This window comes from Citrobacter sp. Cb031 (assembly GCF_030336725.1).
Classification (GTDB): Bacteria; Pseudomonadota; Gammaproteobacteria; order Enterobacterales; family Enterobacteriaceae; genus Citrobacter; species Citrobacter braakii.
Window position 1 is genome coordinate 96,389 of the sequence record NZ_JAOWDA010000033.1, and the last position, 16,006, is coordinate 112,394.

The window sequence follows — 16,006 nt, forward strand, 5'->3', positions numbered from 1 at the left end:
AAGGGTTAATAAATTAGGCTGGAATGTTATTCGGCCCTGAGAATGGACCAAAGAAGAAAAACCCGCCGAAGCGGGTTTTGAGCAATATCAGTTACTGCCGAACATATCCTTTATCCAGCCAGCGACACCGTCGCTATCTTTCTTTTCCTGCTGCGCCGGTTGTTGCTGCTGCTGTTGAGGCTGCTGCTGCGGCGTTGACTGATCGAACGGATTCCCAGTCGGCTGTTGCATCATTTCACCCTGCTGACACAGTGAATCAGGATCGGTAGTCCATACCGGAAGCGTACGCATCCCCCCGCTACAAACGAAGTTACCGTCGTAGTCCACGCCCATATCCACCACATCTTCCGGCGGCGTCAGCACCAGCGGTGTTGGCGTCTGGTTGGCAAGATAACGCTGATAAATCGACATCGCACCGCTGGCACCGTACAGCTTGGTTGGCTGGTTGTTATCACGGCCCACCCAGGTGATGGTTACCTGGCTGCCGTCGATCCCGGCAAACCAGGTATCCACGTTGTTGTTAGTGGTCCCGGTTTTCCCTGCCAGATGAAGCCCAGGATATTTCGCGCCAAGCTGGCGACCCGTACCACGCTGAACCACCTGTTGCATGGTCCACAGCGTCATATACGCCGCCTGCGCCGGAACGGCACGCTCGGCCTGCGGGAAGCTCTGATACAGCACCGTCCCATCTTCGGCAATCACCGAACGCAGCGCCGACAGCGGCGCGCGGTTCCCGCCGCTGGCGATAGTCTGGAACGCCTGCGCCACTTCGATCGGCGTCAGGTTCAACGCCCCCAACAGCATGGCTGGAACCGGATTAAGCTGATCTTTCGGCGCGCCCAGCTTCAGCCAGGTATCGGTGACGGCAGGCAGGCCCAGCGCCATCCCCAGATTTACCGTTGGCACGTTCATTGAGCGCGTTAACGCATCCACCAGCATCACTTTTCCGCTTTCGCTATAGCGACGGTCATCGTTCTGCGGCGACCACACCTGGCCGTTAGGCTGACGCAGCGCAATCGGGGCATCGGCAATCCAGGTATTCAGACGATACAGCTTCGGCTGGCTGAGCGCGGTCAGATAGGTCGCTGGTTTAGCCAAAGAACCAATCGAACGACGCGCCTGCATCGCACGGTTATAACCAGCGAACTGCGGTTCTGCCCCCCCGACCATGGCACGCACTTCGCCGCTGAAGCGGTCGACCACCACAATCGCGGTCTCCAGATCGCTCAGCTTACGTTGTTTCTTCAGCACCGGAATACCTTCCACCGCCGCTTTTTCTGCAGCATCCTGCGCCACGGAATCAAAGGTGGTGAAAATCTTCACGCCGGAGAGGTCTTTAACTTTATCGCCCAGCTTCGCCTGTAGCTCCTGGCGCACCATCTGCATAAAGGCGGGCTGCGGTGAGATCACCCCACCACGCGGCTGTACGCCTAACGGACGCGCGCTCAGCATGTCATACAGATCCTGGTCGATAATCTGCTGCTGTTGTAGCAAACGCAGCACCAGGTTACGACGCTCCAGTGCCAGCTTCGGGTTACGCCACGGGTTATAGATTGACGCCCCTTTAACCATCCCTACCAGCAGCGCCTGCTGGTCGAGGCTCAGCTCTTCCACCGGACGGCCAAAGTAGTAAAGGCTCGCCAGCGGGAAGCCGCGGATCTCATTGTCACCGCTTTGACCGAGATAGACTTCGTTCATGTACAGCTCAAGAATGCGGTCTTTGCTGTAACGCGCATCCATGATCAGCGCCATATAGGCTTCGTTGGCTTTACGCCAATAGGAACGTTCGCTGGACAGGAACAGGTTTTTCACCAGTTGCTGGGTCAGCGTACTGGCCCCTTGTACCGTGCGCCCCGCCGTCAGGTTCGCCAGCACCGCGCGGCCAATGGAATAGAGGCTGATACCATCATGCTCATAGAAGTGACGATCTTCGGTCGCCAGCAGCGTGTCCACCAGCAGATCCGGGAATCCACTGCGCGGGACAAACAGGCGCTGCTCACCGTTAGGCGAAGAGAGCATGGTAATCAGTCGCGGATCGAGACGGAAGAAACCGAACTGGCGGTTGTTATCCATATTCTCGATGGTATCCAGATGGTCGCCATCAAAGGTCAGACGCGCGCGCACCTGACCTTCTTTACTGTCCGGAAAATCAAACGGACGACGGATCATCTCGATGCTTTTCGCCTGCACGGTGAATTCGCCAGGGCGCGTCATTTTCGTCACCTGACGATACTGCGTAGCCTCCAGCAGTTTCACCATCTCGTTCTTGCCGATCGGCATTTCTGGCTCAAGGTTAACCATACGGCCATATACTGCCGCAGGAAGCTGCCAGACTTTACCATCTATACGGCTGCGAATTTTTTGGTCCAGATAAACGCCGTAAATGGCGATCAGCACCAAAAAAACAATCGACAGTTTTACCAGCAGCCAGAACCAGCCGCGTTTACCACGAGGCTTACGCCCTTTGCCTTTACCCTTACGCGGCATCGGTTCTTCATCCTCATAGTCATCATCATCATAATCGTCGTCATACTCTTCATCTCTGAGTTGACGACGGCTCACCTTTTGTTTCACCGGACGCGAGGGTTTCCCTTTACGTCCAATTGGCTCGCGGTCATTCCCCGCCATGCTTTTTCTCCGCAACATTCAGGCGCAAGGGCCCGATTCTCTGTTCTTCCGTCAGTTAACAGAAGAAGAAATCTCTCAATTTACTGCCGTGTTTATATCGGATGACGGCTTCGCTTTATCCGGCCTACAGTTTCATTACGAATACTTCTTTGTTCGCCGCGTTGGCGCGGTATTCGCCGGATCGTCCGGCCAGACATGTTTGGGATAGCGCCCTTTCATCTCTTTTTGCACCTCACGGTACGATCCCTGCCAGAACGCGCTCAAATCACTCGTTACCTGCAGCGGTCGTTGGGCCGGAGACAGCAGTTCCAGCACCAGCGGCACGCGCCCCTCGGCGATGGTTGGGGTCTTCGCTTCACCAAACATTTCCTGCATCCGAACCGCCAATACCGGAGGGTTATCCTCATGATAGCGAATGGCAATCCGGCTTCCCGTCGGCACAGTGTAATGCGCTGGCAGTTCACTATCCAGACGTTGCAGCATTGACCAATCCAGCAAACCGCGCAACGCCTGACCCACATTTAGCGCTTTTAACGCGCGTAACGAGTGCACACCGCTCATGTGCGGCAGCAGCCAGCTCTCCAGCGTCGCCAGCAGAGAATCCTCATCTACCGCGGGCCAGTTATACTCTGACAACCAGTTTGCCGCACATTGCAGACGCAGGCGAAACTGCTCGGCTTCCGGCGTCCAGTTGAGCACACTTAGCCCTTTATCGCGAATGCCGTTCAACATCGCCAGGTGCAACTCCTCTTCCGAGGGTTTGGCCAGCGCCTGTACTTTTACCGTTAGCTGGCCAATGCGCGACCGACGCAATGCTTTTAACGTTCCCTGAGTTTCATCCCATTCGATGGTGTCAGATTGTTGTAGCAGTTCAGGGCATGCCTGTATCAGCACCTCAATATCCAGCGGCAGAGCCAGCAGAATACGCGCATCCGGCGAAGCGCTGCCCTGCAGTAACAGCGGCGCAATCAGCCATTCATGGCGTCCGGAGGCGTCATCGGCATCCAGCATTGCCCCCATGCCATTCGCCAGTTGATAGCGCCCTTCCTGCCCGCGCCGACGCGCGATCCGATCGGCAAACGCCTGCGCCAGTAATGAGGGGAGCAGCGCGCTGTCCGGCTGTCCGCTGCGAACGTTAAGCCGTTTCAGCAATTGTTGGCTGCGCTGCTGCCAGGCGGGCTGATTTCGTGAAAACGCTACAGCCAGATCGGTACTGCCACCGCGCGGCGGCTCTTCCAGAATCGCAGCCAGTTTTGCCGCCGTTGCCACTTCATTGTCATTGTTGGCGCTAACCAGCATAGCCGCTAAACGGGGGTCGTTACCCAACGTCGCCATTTTCTGCCCCCTGGCGCTGAGCCTGTCACCCTCAAGCGCCCCCAGCATCTGCAGCAGCCGCTTTGCCGCCTGCAGGTTGATGGCGGGCGGTGTATCCAGCCAGTTCAGTTGCTCAGGGTCGGTGCATCCCCATTGCAGCAACTCCATCAGCAGTCCGGACAGGTCGCTCTGTAAAATCTCCGGTTCTCCCTGCGCCGCCGCTCTTTCCGCCTGCTCTTTGGCAAGCAAATGTAGGCAGATACCAGGTTCCAGACGGCCCGCGCGTCCCGCTCGCTGGGTCATCGAGGCCTGGCTTATGCGTTGGGTAATCAGTCGCGTCAAACCGGTACGCGCGTCATAGCGCGCCACGCGCTCCTGGGCGCTGTCCACCACCAGCCGGATGCCTTCAATAGTTAAGCTGGTTTCGGCAATATTGGTCGCCAGCACCACTTTGCGCTTGCCTTGCGGCGCGGGCAAAATCGCCTGACGCTGCTCGGCAAGCGTCAGCGCGCCGTACAGTGGGCACAACAACACATCGCTGCCCACACGTGTTGCCAGTTGCTCCTGCACGCGCTGGATTTCCCCTACACCCGGTAAAAACAGCAGCAGCGACCCGCTTTCATGGCGCAGGAGTTCTGCCGTCGCTACCGCTACCGCTTCAGCAAAACGCAGATGCGCCGCCAACGGCTGATATCGTCGATCAACGGGAAAAGCGCGGCCTTCAGAAACGATCGTCGGCGCATCGGGCAACATCTGCTGCAAACGTCCGTTGTCCAAAGTGGCGGACATGATCAACAGTTTCAGATCGTCACGCAGCCCTTGCTGCACATCCAGCAACAGCGCCAGCGCCAGGTCGGCCTGCAAACTCCGCTCGTGAAATTCGTCGAGGATGACCAGCCCAACGCCCGTCAATTCGGGGTCGCGCTGGATCATGCGTGTCAGAACCCCCTCCGTCACCACCTCAAGGCGGGTCAGCGGCCCTACGCAGCTTTGCGCACGCATGCGATACCCCACGGTCTCGCCAGGCTTTTCATTCAGCAATTCCGCCAACCGCTGCGCCACATTGCGTGCTGCCAGACGCCGCGGCTCCAGCAAAATAATCCGTCCCTTGATACCGCGATGTTCAAGGAGTCGCAACGGCAGCCAGGTTGATTTCCCGGCACCGGTCGGCGCCGTCAGCAGAACCTGCGACGAGGCATCAAGGGCGGTAAGTAGTTCAGGCACTACGGCGGCAACGGGCAACGACGTCACAAATGACTCCAGAGGGTTAACATTCTTCGCGCTGCATTGTAGCATCGCGTTAATTCATAACCGAGTATCCATCATGTCTGAGCCAAAAAGGCTGTTCTTTGCGATTGAATTGCCTGGCGAGGTTCGGGAGCAGTTAATCCACTGGCGGGCCGCGCAGTTCCCCCCTGAAGCGGGTCGTCCCGTCGCCGCCGATAATCTGCATCTGACGCTCGCCTTTTTGGGCGACGTCAGCGCTGAGAAGCAGTATGCGTTAACGCAGCTTGCAGGGCATATTCGCCAGCCGGGTTTTACGCTCAAACTCGACGATGCCGGGCAATGGCTGCGCTCGCGAGTCGTGTGGTTGGGAATGCGTCAGCCGCCGCGCGGGCTGCTGCAGTTGGCGAACATGTTGCGGGCACAAGCCGCACGCAGTGGCTGCCACCAGAGCCCGCAGCCGTTTCACCCGCATATCACGCTGCTGCGTGACGCCGGACACGCGGTATCTATCCCTCCGCCAGGGTTTGGCTGGTCGTTTCCGGTAACGGAGTTTGGGCTTTACTCCTCCTCATTCATGCGAGGACGCACGCGTTACACGCAGTTGCAACGCTGGACGCTGACTGAATAATCAAAGGAACTGTTCATGCAATTTTCTCCACCTTTACAACCTGCAACGCTCATTCAGCGCTATAAGCGTTTTTTAGCGGATGTGATCACACCGGATGGCACAACGTTAACGCTACACTGCCCCAATACGGGAGCCATGACCGGCTGCGCAACGCCGGGAGATACTGTCTGGTATTCGACATCAGAAAATACCAAACGAAAATATCCACATACCTGGGAATTAACGCAAACCCAATCCGGTGCACTTATTTGTGTTAACACGCTGTGGGCCAATAGATTAACGAAAGAGGCTATTCAGCGTTCGTTAATTTCGGAAGTTTCAGACTACAGCATCTTGAAAAGTGAAGTAAAATACGGCGCCGAAGGGAGCCGCATCGACTTTTTGTTACAGGCGGATTCCCGACCTGACTGCTATATTGAAGTGAAATCAGTCACGTTGGCGGAAAAAGATCAGGGTTATTTTCCCGATGCCATCACTGAACGAGGTCAGAAACATCTTCGGGAATTGATGAGCGTAGCGGCCGAAGGCAAGCGCGCGGTGATATTTTTCGCGGTGTTGCATTCAGCCATTACACGGTTTTCACCCGCGCGCCATATCGATGCAAAATATGCGCAATTATTAGTTGAAGCACAGCTTAAGGGGGTAGAAATTCTGGTTTATAAAGCGGAACTTTCTGCCCATGGTATGACTCTTAAAGAGCCGTTGCCCATTACCTTGTAATGGTGTAAATATTCGGTTAATTAGTATTCTGGGCGCGTGGGCAAATACGCTTTTCCTCACAGGGTTGTCAAGTGTTACGTTTAGATAATTGCTATCCGGAAAAGCATCTGCTATTTATAGCGACCTGATTTTTCCCCCGAACATGGGGATCGATAGTGCGTGTTAAGGAGAAGCAACATGCAAGAAGGGCAAAACCGTAAAACATCGTCCCTGAGTATTCTCGCCATCGCTGGGGTGGAGCCGTACCAGGAGAAACCGGGCGAAGAGTATATGAACGAAGCCCAGCTGTCGCACTTCAGGCGTATTCTTGAGGCATGGCGTAATCAACTTAGGGATGAAGTTGATCGCACCGTATCTCATATGCAAGACGAAGCGGCTAACTTCCCTGATCCGGTGGACCGCGCCGCACAGGAAGAAGAATTCAGCCTTGAGCTGCGTAACCGTGATCGTGAGCGCAAACTGATCAAAAAGATCGAGAAGACGCTGAAGAAAGTAGAAGACGAAGATTTCGGCTACTGCGAATCATGCGGCGTAGAAATTGGTATTCGCCGTCTGGAAGCGCGTCCGACAGCCGATCTGTGCATCGACTGTAAAACGCTGGCAGAAATCCGCGAAAAACAAATGGCAGGTTAATTCCGGTCATTTTTACCACGTTTACTACAGGCGGGAGCTTCTCCCGCCTTATTATTTGTTAGCCCGCAAAATGAGCGATTCACATTATATTGGCCGCTTCGCCCCTTCCCCCTCTGGCGAACTCCATTTTGGTTCACTGATTGCCGCCCTCGGGAGTTACCTGCAGGCCCGTGCTCGTCGCGGAATCTGGCGGGTACGCATTGAAGATATTGACCCCCCTCGTGAAGTTCCCGGTGCTGCAGACACGATTCTGCGTCAGTTGGAACATTACGGGCTGCACTGGGATGGCGATATTTTATGGCAATCCCAGCGTCATGACGCCTACCGCGAGGCGCTGGCCTGGCTGCATCAGCAGGATCTGAGCTATTACTGCACCTGTACACGCGCGCGTATTCAAAGCGTCGGCGGTATTTACGACGGTCATTGCCGTGAACTACGCCACGGGCCTGAACAGGCGGCGGTCCGCATTAAGCAACGCCATCCGGTGATGCAGTTTACGGACCAACTGCGCGGTGTGATTCAGGCTGATCCGCGGCTTGCAAAGGAAGATTTTATTATTCACCGTCGCGACGGGCTGTTTGCCTATAACCTCGCGGTGGTGGTAGACGACCACTTCCAGGGCGTGACGGAAATTGTGCGCGGTGCCGATCTTATCGAACCGACGGTACGGCAAATTTCGTTGTATCAACAGTTCGGCTGGCAAGCGCCGGACTATATTCATCTGCCGCTGGCGCTCAACGAACAAGGCGCTAAACTTTCAAAACAAAATCATGCACCTGCACTGCCGCAAGGCGATCCACGCCCGGTGATTGTTGCTGCGCTGCGCTTTCTCGGCCAGCACTCCGATATCCCGTGGCAGGAGATGCGCGTGGATCAGATTCTCACGTTTGCCATTGAAAACTGGAGTCTGACAGCGGTGCCAGAATCGGCGATCGTAAATCCGCCATTCTCAAATGCATCATGCTGAGCTATGATTAGCCGCTATTTTTACACAGCAACACTTGTTCTGATTGAAGTTTGACACTACCGAGGTGCACTATTTTTACCCGAGTCGCTAATTTTTGCCGCAAGGTGCTAAGCCGCGAGGAGCGCGAGGCCGAGCTCGCCGTTGCCCGTCCACATATGACGGTAATCCCGCGTGAGCAGCACTCTATCTCCCGCAAAGATATCAGTGAAAATGCCCTGAAGGTAATGTACAGGCTCAATAAGGCCGGATACGAGGCATGGCTGGTTGGCGGAGGCGTACGCGATCTTTTGCTGGGCAAAAAGCCGAAAGATTTTGATGTCACGACTAACGCCACGCCAGATCAGGTGCGAAAACTGTTTCGTAACTGTCGTCTGGTTGGTCGCCGTTTCCGTCTGGCCCATGTCATGTTTGGCCCGGAAATTATCGAAGTGGCAACTTTCCGTGGTCATCATGAAGGCAGCGAGTCCGATCGCACAACCTCACAGCGCGGACAAAACGGTATGCTGCTGCGCGACAACATCTTCGGCTCCATCGAAGAAGATGCCCAGCGTCGCGACTTCACGATTAACAGCCTGTATTACAGCGTGGCCGATTTCACCGTGCGTGATTACGTTGGTGGCATGCAGGATCTCGAAGAGGGCATCGTTCGCCTGATCGGTAATCCGGAAACGCGCTACCGCGAAGACCCTGTACGTATGCTGCGGGCCGTGCGCTTTGCCGCCAAGCTCGACATGCGTATCAGCCCGGAAACCGCTGAGCCAATCCCGCGTCTGGCAACACTGCTTAACGATATTCCCCCCGCACGCCTGTTTGAAGAAGCACTCAAACTGTTACAGGCGGGCTATGGGTATGAAACGTATAAAAAACTGCGTGAGTACAGCCTGTTCCAGCCGCTGTTCCCAACCATTACGCGCTATTTCACCGAAGACGGTGACAGCCCAATGGAACGCATCATCGCTCAGGTGCTGAAGAATACCGATAACCGCATCCACAATGATATGCGCGTTAACCCGGCGTTCTTGTTCGCCGCCATGTTCTGGTATCCGTTACTGGAAGCTGCGCAGAAAATTGCCCAGGAAAGCGGTCTGGCTTACTACGATGCCTTCGCACTGGCGATGAACGACGTATTGGATGAAGCCTGCCGCTCGCTGGCGATCCCGAAACGTCTGACCTCGCTGACCCGTGATATCTGGCAGTTGCAGCTACGCATGTCTCGTCGCCAGGGCAAACGCGCCTGGAAGCTGATGGAGCATCCGAAGTTCCGCGCCGCTTACGATCTGCTGGCCCTGCGTGCCGAAGTGGAAAACAACGCTGAGCTGCAGCGTCTGGCGCAGTGGTGGGGAGAATTCCAGGTTTCAGCACCGCCGGAACAAAAAGGCATGCTCAACGAACTCGACGAAGAACCAGAACGCCGTCGTCATCGTCGCCCGCGTAAACGCGCCCCGCGCCGTGAAGGTTCCGCGTGACCATCGCCTATATCGCTCTCGGCAGTAATCTGGCCTCTCCTCTGGAGCAGGTTAATGCTGCCGTAAAAGCGATTGGCGACATTCCCGACAGCCGTATCGTCGCTGTTTCCTCCTTTTACCGCACACCGCCATTAGGCCCACAGGATCAGCCAGATTACCTGAACGCTGCCGTGGCGCTGGAAACCACTCTCGCTCCCGAAGAATTGCTTAATCATACCCAACGCATTGAGCTGCAACAGGGACGCGTACGTAAAGCCGAACGCTGGGGGCCGCGCACTCTGGACCTCGATATTATGCTGTTTGGCGATGAAGTGATTAACACCGAACGTCTGACCGTGCCGCACTACGACATGAAAAACCGTGGTTTTATGCTGTGGCCGCTCGCTGAAATCGCACCTGAGCTTATCTTCCCGGAGGGTATCAGCCTGCATCAGCACCTCACCCATCTTGGTGCCGCAAAACCTGCACACTGGTAAAGTATCCCCTCCCCTTCAGCGTTTACTACTTTAGTGCCAAACGGTTGCTTAAAACAATTGCCCCCCTGAATGTGACTGTTAGAATGCCGATAAATATGACTTTCATCATCAGGAAATGTTATGAAACCCACCACCATTTCACTGCTGCAGAAATGCAAGCAAGAGAAAAAACGCTTCGCAACCATTACCGCCTACGACTACAGCTTCGCTAAGTTATTTGCCGACGAAGGCATTAATGTGATGCTGGTTGGCGACTCGCTGGGCATGACGATTCAGGGGCATGACTCCACGCTACCGGTCACCGTTGAAGATATTGCTTACCACACTCGTGCCGTACGTCGTGGCGCCCCCAACTGTCTGCTGCTCTCCGACCTGCCATTTATGGCTTACGCCACGCCGGAACAAGCATTTGAAAACGCCGCGGTGGTGATGCGGGCGGGCGCCAATATGGTCAAAATTGAAGGCGGCGCCTGGCTGGTGGATACGGTAAAAATGCTCACCGAACGCGCCGTACCGGTTTGCGGTCATCTGGGATTAACACCGCAGTCGGTGAATATTTTCGGCGGCTATAAAATTCAGGGCCGCGGCGACGCCGGGCAGGTATTGCTGGATGACGCGCTGGCCTTAGAAGCCGCTGGCGCTCAGTTGCTGGTGCTGGAGTGCGTGCCGGTTGAGCTGGCGAAGCGCGTCACCGAAGCGCTGTCGATTCCGGTTATCGGTATCGGCGCTGGTAACGTCACCGATGGACAAATCCTCGTCATGCACGATGCCTTTGGCATTACCGGTGGCCACATCCCGAAATTTGCGAAGAATTTCCTCAATGAAGCAGGCGACATGCGCGCCGCAGTGCGGCAGTATATGGCTGAAGTGGAGTCCGGCGTTTATCCGGGCGAAGAACACAGTTTCCACTAATTTTTCAGGCCATATATCGGCCTGAAAAGCGTAGCGCCATCAGGCGGTTCGCTGCATGTTGCCGGATGGCGGCGTAAACGCCTTATCCGGCCTACGGTTCCTCAGGCAACTCAAGGAGTCTTGTCGTGTTAATCATTGAAACCCTGCCGCTGCTGCGCCAGCATATTCGTCGTCTGCGTCAGGAAGGCAAACGCGTCGCTCTGGTTCCCACCATGGGCAACCTGCACGACGGCCATATGAAGCTGGTCGATGAGGCAAAAGCGCGGGCTGATGTGGTAATCGTCAGCATTTTCGTCAACCCGATGCAGTTTGACCGACCGGACGATCTGGTGCGCTATCCGCGCACGCTGCAGGAAGATTGTGAAAAGCTGAACAAGCGTAAAGTCGATTACGTTTTTGCGCCTGCCGTTGAGGAAATCTACCCGCAGGGGCTGGAAGGCCAGACGTTCGTTGAAGTTCCCGGTCTCTCCACCATGCTGGAAGGCGCCAGCCGTCCAGGCCATTTCCGTGGCGTTTCCACTATCGTCAGCAAGCTGTTTAACCTGATCCAGCCTGATATCGCCTGCTTTGGCGAGAAAGATTTCCAGCAGCTCGCACTGATCCGCAAAATGGTGGCGGATCTGGGTTATGACATTGAGATCGTTGGCGTGCCGATTATTCGCGCCAAAGACGGTCTGGCGCTTAGCTCACGTAACGGTTATCTGACCGCAGAGCAGCGAAAAATTGCGCCGGGTCTGCACAAAGTGATGAACGGCATCGCTGAAAAGCTGCTTGCCGGCCATCGTGACCAGGAAGAGATTATTGCCATTGCCGAGCAGGAACTGAATGAAAAAGGCTTCCGTGCCGACGATATTCAGATTCGTGATGCCGACACGCTGCTGGAGCTGACGGAAACCAGTAAACGCGCGGTGATTCTGGCCGCCGCCTGGCTGGGTCAGGCACGTCTGATCGATAATCAAAGCGTTACATTAGCCCAGTAGACAGGGGTTAAAAATCAGGCAATACTGCCTGAGAATTTCTCAAAGCAGGCCAGTAGTGCCTGCTTAGCCAAGGTAAACGACAGGGTATAGAAGTTATGATTCGCACCATGCTGCAAGGCAAGCTCCACCGCGTAAAAGTCACGCAGGCGGACCTGCACTACGAAGGCTCCTGCGCCATCGACCAGGATTTCCTCGATGCCTCTGGTATTCTGGAAAACGAAGCTATTGATATCTGGAACGTGACCAACGGTAAACGTTTCTCAACCTATGCGATTGCGGCTGAACGCGGCTCCAGAATCATCTCGGTGAACGGCGCAGCGGCACACTGTGCTGAAGTCGGCGACATTGTGATTATCGCCAGCTTCGTCACCATGTCTGATGAAGAAGCCCGCACCTGGCGTCCGAAAGTGGCCTACTTTGAAGGCGACAACGAAATGAAGCGCACCGCGAAAGCCATTCCGGTACAGGTTGCCTGACAGCCCTTACCCCTGCGGCTGATTACTTATCAGCCGCGACATCGTCTCCAGCGAATCCGTTCTTAAAATATAAAGTCTTTTCAATAAGAACGGATTATCCCCCGGTTTAACCTTCCCTCTCACCGTGGTGACCGCCATGTGGAATCCCGCGTCGCCTGCCGCTTTTACTGCGGTGGCGTTATAGCCGCCAAACGGGTAAGAAAGATAAAGAACGTGAGGGTTAAACTGAGACAACGCCCGACGCGAACGGGCAAAATCAAACAGAATATTGTGATAGCTGCGACTCAGCAGGATTGGCCGGTGATTCGCATCAACCCGATGTAAAAAATGGGTATGCGACTGGAAGTCGAACACGTCCCTGATCTCATTCAGTTCCGCGATGCTCATAAACTGCAGTGATTTCGGATCCCACTTCTGCGGGTGGCGCTTGATACGTGAGGAGATAATAAACGCCGTTGCCTTCATGCCGTGCTGCTTCAGAATCGGGTAAGCATAACGACTCACCGACTTCAGACCATCATCAAAAGTCAGCACCACCGCCCGCGCCGGGAGATTCATATTGTTGCGAACATAGCCTTCCAGTTGGTACATCGTCAACGTGGTGTAGCCGCGGTCCTGTAGCCAGGCCATCTGGTTGCTGAAGGCGCGTACGGAGGTTGTCGTGGAGGTGTGACGAAAACGGGTATTCTCTTCATCGCGCAGAATATGGTGATAGGTTAACACCGGGATACCGTTGTCTTCCTGCGCATCCAGAGCGCTGATATAGGCCAGTCTGCCGCCAATACGGATCTGGTACCAGGTTTGGTTGAGACGGTCTTTAAGCTTGCTGATAACCGGATAACGCAGATTATCCGCCAGCACGCCAAACGGGGCGCTACCAACATCCGGAGCGTTATAAACCGGCGTATCTTTCCAGGTGATCAGGCTTTGGTTGCTGAGGGGTTTATTGAGATCGCCCAGACCATCGTCGACTTTCTGCCGCCCCTGCACAGGCTCCAGATGCCCTTTATCAATAAACCCGGTACCAAAACCAAAGGTAAATTCGTAATAGTCTGCCGCAATTGGCTCAACGGCGAGGATCTGCCCGGCGCGAATATTTCCTACCGTCACCATCTTGTTGCCAATCTGCGCCCACACGGCGGCCGCTTCGGTGGTTTGCATGTAGCGAGCAGGCAAAGCCGCAGCTATGCTGCCAGAAAACAGGAGCAATAAAACAAGCAGAACGCGCATCACCATATGAGATAACCGAGGCGAGAAACCCCGGCTATTGTAGCAAAAGCGCCATCAATACCAATGATTAATACTCATACAAATCATGCTTCAACACGAAGGGGGGATTTTTCTGTTGTTGATGCCAGAGGCTAGAGACTTCGGGCCCGCCAAGCGCAACGATGCTATCACGAAACGCAGAACTGCTCATCGATTCCCGCGACGAAAGCATTCGCTCAAGCAATGGATAACTGATACCTGAAATCACTTCACACTGGGGATGTTTATGGCTCATTAACGAAGCCACGCGGTAAGGCGCGGCCCCGGCCATATCCGTCAGGAATATCACACCCTCGCCAGAGTCTGTAGCATGCAGGGCATGGCACATCATGCGACTTAGCATATTCGAGCTAAGCCCACGCCAAAAACTCACCGCCTGGCATTGAACCAACGGGCCGTACTTTTTCTCCAGACGATGCAGCATATCCTGTGCCTTATCATCATGACAGGTAATTACCCAACCTAGCATTGCCTACCTCCTTAGCAGGCAAGTAGTTTATCAGGGTGATAAATCCGTAATGGTGATAAGCATCAAAAGTCTTCCTCTCCCGGGCAAGGAGAGGAAGAAAGACTTAGCTGCGCAGGCCGCGTCCGCGCTGAATCAGGTACCAGCACAGCAAATAAAACGCCGCGATAAACACCACCAGCACGCCAAAGGTGGTGACCAGCGGAACATCGTGGATCCCCAGGAAGCCGTAACGGAAACCGCTAATCATGTAGACAATCGGGTTCAGATGCGACAGTCCCTGCCAGAACGGCGGCAGCAACGTTAACGAATAGAAAACGCCGCCCAGATAGGTCAGCGGAGTCAGCACGAAGGTTGGGATCAGGCTGATATCGTCAAAGGTTTTAGCGAAAACCGCGTTCAACAGACCGGCCAGCGAAAACAGCACCGCTGTTAACACCAGCGTAAGCGCCACAAAGACCCAGGAATGCACCTGGAACGGCACAAAGAACAGCGAAATCGCTGTTACCAGGATCCCTACGCACAGGCCACGCGCCACGCCGCCGCCAACAAAGCCGGCGATGATCACGTGCGTCGGTACCGGAGCGACCAGTAACTCTTCAATGTTGCGTTGAAACTTGGCGCTGAAGAATGACGATGCCACGTTAGCGTACGAGTTGGTAATTACCGCCATCATAATCAGCCCTGGCACGATAAACTGCATGTAGCTAAAACCATGCATTTCGCCGATACGCGAGCCGATCAGGTTACCAAAGATAATAAAATAGAGCGTCATAGTAATGACGGGAGGAACCAGAGTCTGGACCCAGATACGCATAAAGCGGTGGATCTCTTTCGCCCAGATGCTTTTCAGCGCAACCCAATAAAGCTGCATCATGCGCGATCTCCTTGTTTTTCATGCACCAGAGAAACAAACAGTTCTTCCAGTCGGTTCGCTTTGTTTCGCATACTCAATACCTGAATGCCCTGGGCGCTCAGCTGTGAGAACACGCTGTTGACCCCCTGTTCACGCAGTACTTCAACTTCCAGCGTGGAGGTATCCACCAGCCGGTATTGATAGCCCTCCAGTTTTGGCAGCGGGCTTTTCGGCGCCAGATCGAGAATAAAGGTCTCGGATTTCAGCTTAGAGAGCAGGCTCTTCATCGAGGTGTTTTCCACCAGCTCGCCATGCTGAATAATGCCGATGTTGCGACACAGCATTTCCGCTTCTTCGAGATAGTGAGTGGTCAGAATAATCGTGGTGCCTTTGTCGTTTAAATCCTTTAAAAAACCCCACATTGAACGACGCAGCTCAATGTCGACCCCCGCCGTCGGTTCATCAAGGATGAGTAATTTAGGCTCGTGCATTAGTGCGCGGGCAATCATCAGACGGCGTTTCATCCCGCCGGAGAGCATGCGCGCGCGCTCGTTACGTTTTTCCCATAAATCGAGCTGCTTTAAATATAGTTCGCTGCGTTTGACCGCCTCTTTATACTCAACGCCGTAATAACCCGCCTGGTTGACTACGATCTGCTGCACGGTTTCAAACGGGTTAAAGTTAAACTCCTGCGGTACCAGACCAAGCTGGCGTTTCGCATTAACGGTATCTTTTTCAAGATCGTATCCGAAGACGCTCACCCGCCCAGAGGTTTTATTCACCAGCGAGCTGATTATCCCGATGGTGGTGGACTTGCCTGCGCCATTCGGTCCCAAAAGCGCATAAAAATCCCCCGCTTCGACTTGCAAATCTATTCCGCGTAACGCCTGAACGCCACCGGGATAGGTTTTTTTAAGTTGTTGAAGTTCCAGAGCAATGGTCATGGTTTTTTACTTACCTTACATTCTAATGCTTGATATTTGGTTTT

At 54.6% G+C, this 16,006-nt stretch carries 15 protein-coding genes; 9 read left to right on the forward strand and 6 right to left on the reverse strand.

The genetic code is table 11. The features are described 5' to 3' along the window. Positions 1–87: 87 nt before the first annotated feature. Complete coding sequence (gene mrcB / locus OGV93_RS14200) at positions 88–2,628, reverse strand: bifunctional glycosyl transferase/transpeptidase (protein ID WP_016151745.1); 2,541 nt, start codon at positions 2,626–2,628, stop codon at positions 88–90. 135 nt (positions 2,629–2,763) lie between these two features. Next, positions 2,764–5,193 (reverse strand): ATP-dependent helicase HrpB, encoded by a 2,430-nt coding sequence (gene hrpB, locus OGV93_RS14205; protein ID WP_168188451.1) that lies wholly within the window; start codon positions 5,191–5,193, stop codon positions 2,764–2,766. 73 nt (positions 5,194–5,266) lie between these two features. Here hrpB and thpR point away from each other — a divergent pair, with 73 nt between their 5' ends. From thpR to panD, 9 genes are all read left to right on the forward strand, one after another. Beyond that, positions 5,267–5,797 carry an RNA 2',3'-cyclic phosphodiesterase gene (gene thpR / locus OGV93_RS14210; protein WP_287109624.1) on the forward strand — a complete coding sequence of 177 codons (531 nt, stop codon included), beginning with the start codon at positions 5,267–5,269 and terminating at the stop codon, positions 5,795–5,797. 15 nt (positions 5,798–5,812) lie between these two features. Next, positions 5,813–6,517, forward strand: coding sequence for a DNA/RNA nuclease SfsA (sfsA, locus tag OGV93_RS14215; RefSeq protein WP_287109625.1), 705 nt, complete (start codon positions 5,813–5,815; stop codon positions 6,515–6,517). Between the two features lie 177 nt (positions 6,518–6,694). Then, positions 6,695–7,150: an RNA polymerase-binding protein DksA gene (gene dksA, locus OGV93_RS14220; protein ID WP_003018625.1), complete on the forward strand. Its 456-nt coding sequence runs from the start codon at positions 6,695–6,697 to the stop codon at positions 7,148–7,150. Positions 7,151–7,220: 70 nt separating this feature from the next. Then, a complete protein-coding gene (gene gluQRS / locus OGV93_RS14225) occupies positions 7,221–8,117 on the forward strand; it encodes a tRNA glutamyl-Q(34) synthetase GluQRS (RefSeq protein ID WP_016155714.1) in 897 nt (298 codons plus the stop codon). 71 nt (positions 8,118–8,188) lie between these two features. Beyond that, entirely contained in the window at positions 8,189–9,583 is a 1,395-nt protein-coding gene (gene pcnB / locus OGV93_RS14230; protein ID WP_203457720.1) for a polynucleotide adenylyltransferase PcnB, read from the forward strand. After that, entirely contained in the window at positions 9,580–10,059 is a 480-nt protein-coding gene (gene folK, locus OGV93_RS14235) for a 2-amino-4-hydroxy-6-hydroxymethyldihydropteridine diphosphokinase (RefSeq protein WP_016151739.1), read from the forward strand. Before pcnB ends, folK begins: the two co-directional genes overlap by 4 nt. A gap of 120 nt (positions 10,060–10,179) precedes the next feature. Beyond that, positions 10,180–10,971: a 3-methyl-2-oxobutanoate hydroxymethyltransferase gene (gene panB / locus OGV93_RS14240; protein WP_003829230.1), complete on the forward strand. Its 792-nt coding sequence runs from the start codon at positions 10,180–10,182 to the stop codon at positions 10,969–10,971. A 125-nt stretch (positions 10,972–11,096) separates the two neighbouring features. Further along, positions 11,097–11,951, forward strand: a complete 855-nt coding sequence (panC, locus tag OGV93_RS14245) for a pantoate--beta-alanine ligase (protein ID WP_016151737.1) — start codon at positions 11,097–11,099, stop codon at positions 11,949–11,951. Between the two features lie 95 nt (positions 11,952–12,046). Beyond that, positions 12,047–12,427 carry an aspartate 1-decarboxylase gene (gene panD, locus OGV93_RS14250; RefSeq protein WP_000621526.1) on the forward strand — a complete coding sequence of 127 codons (381 nt, stop codon included), beginning with the start codon at positions 12,047–12,049 and terminating at the stop codon, positions 12,425–12,427. Positions 12,428–12,433: 6 nt separating this feature from the next. Here the strand turns inward: panD and OGV93_RS14255 are convergent, their stop codons facing one another. From OGV93_RS14255 to OGV93_RS14270, 4 genes are all read right to left on the reverse strand, one after another. Further along, the gene (locus OGV93_RS14255) at positions 12,434–13,663 is read right to left on the reverse strand and encodes a polysaccharide deacetylase family protein (protein ID WP_016151736.1); all 1,230 of its coding nucleotides are present in this window, start codon (positions 13,661–13,663) and stop codon (positions 12,434–12,436) included. Positions 13,664–13,724: 61 nt separating this feature from the next. Beyond that, positions 13,725–14,165 carry a PTS sugar transporter subunit IIA gene (locus OGV93_RS14260; RefSeq protein WP_016151735.1) on the reverse strand — a complete coding sequence of 147 codons (441 nt, stop codon included), beginning with the start codon at positions 14,163–14,165 and terminating at the stop codon, positions 13,725–13,727. A 103-nt stretch (positions 14,166–14,268) separates the two neighbouring features. Beyond that, on the reverse strand, positions 14,269–15,039 hold the full coding sequence (locus OGV93_RS14265) for an ABC transporter permease (RefSeq protein ID WP_003829467.1): 771 nt from the start codon (positions 15,037–15,039) through the stop codon (positions 14,269–14,271). Continuing rightward, positions 15,036–15,962 (reverse strand): ABC transporter ATP-binding protein, encoded by a 927-nt coding sequence (locus tag OGV93_RS14270; protein ID WP_046275357.1) that lies wholly within the window; start codon positions 15,960–15,962, stop codon positions 15,036–15,038. The genes OGV93_RS14265 and OGV93_RS14270 overlap by 4 nt, the downstream gene beginning before the upstream one ends. Between the last annotated feature and the right edge of the window lie 44 nt (positions 15,963–16,006).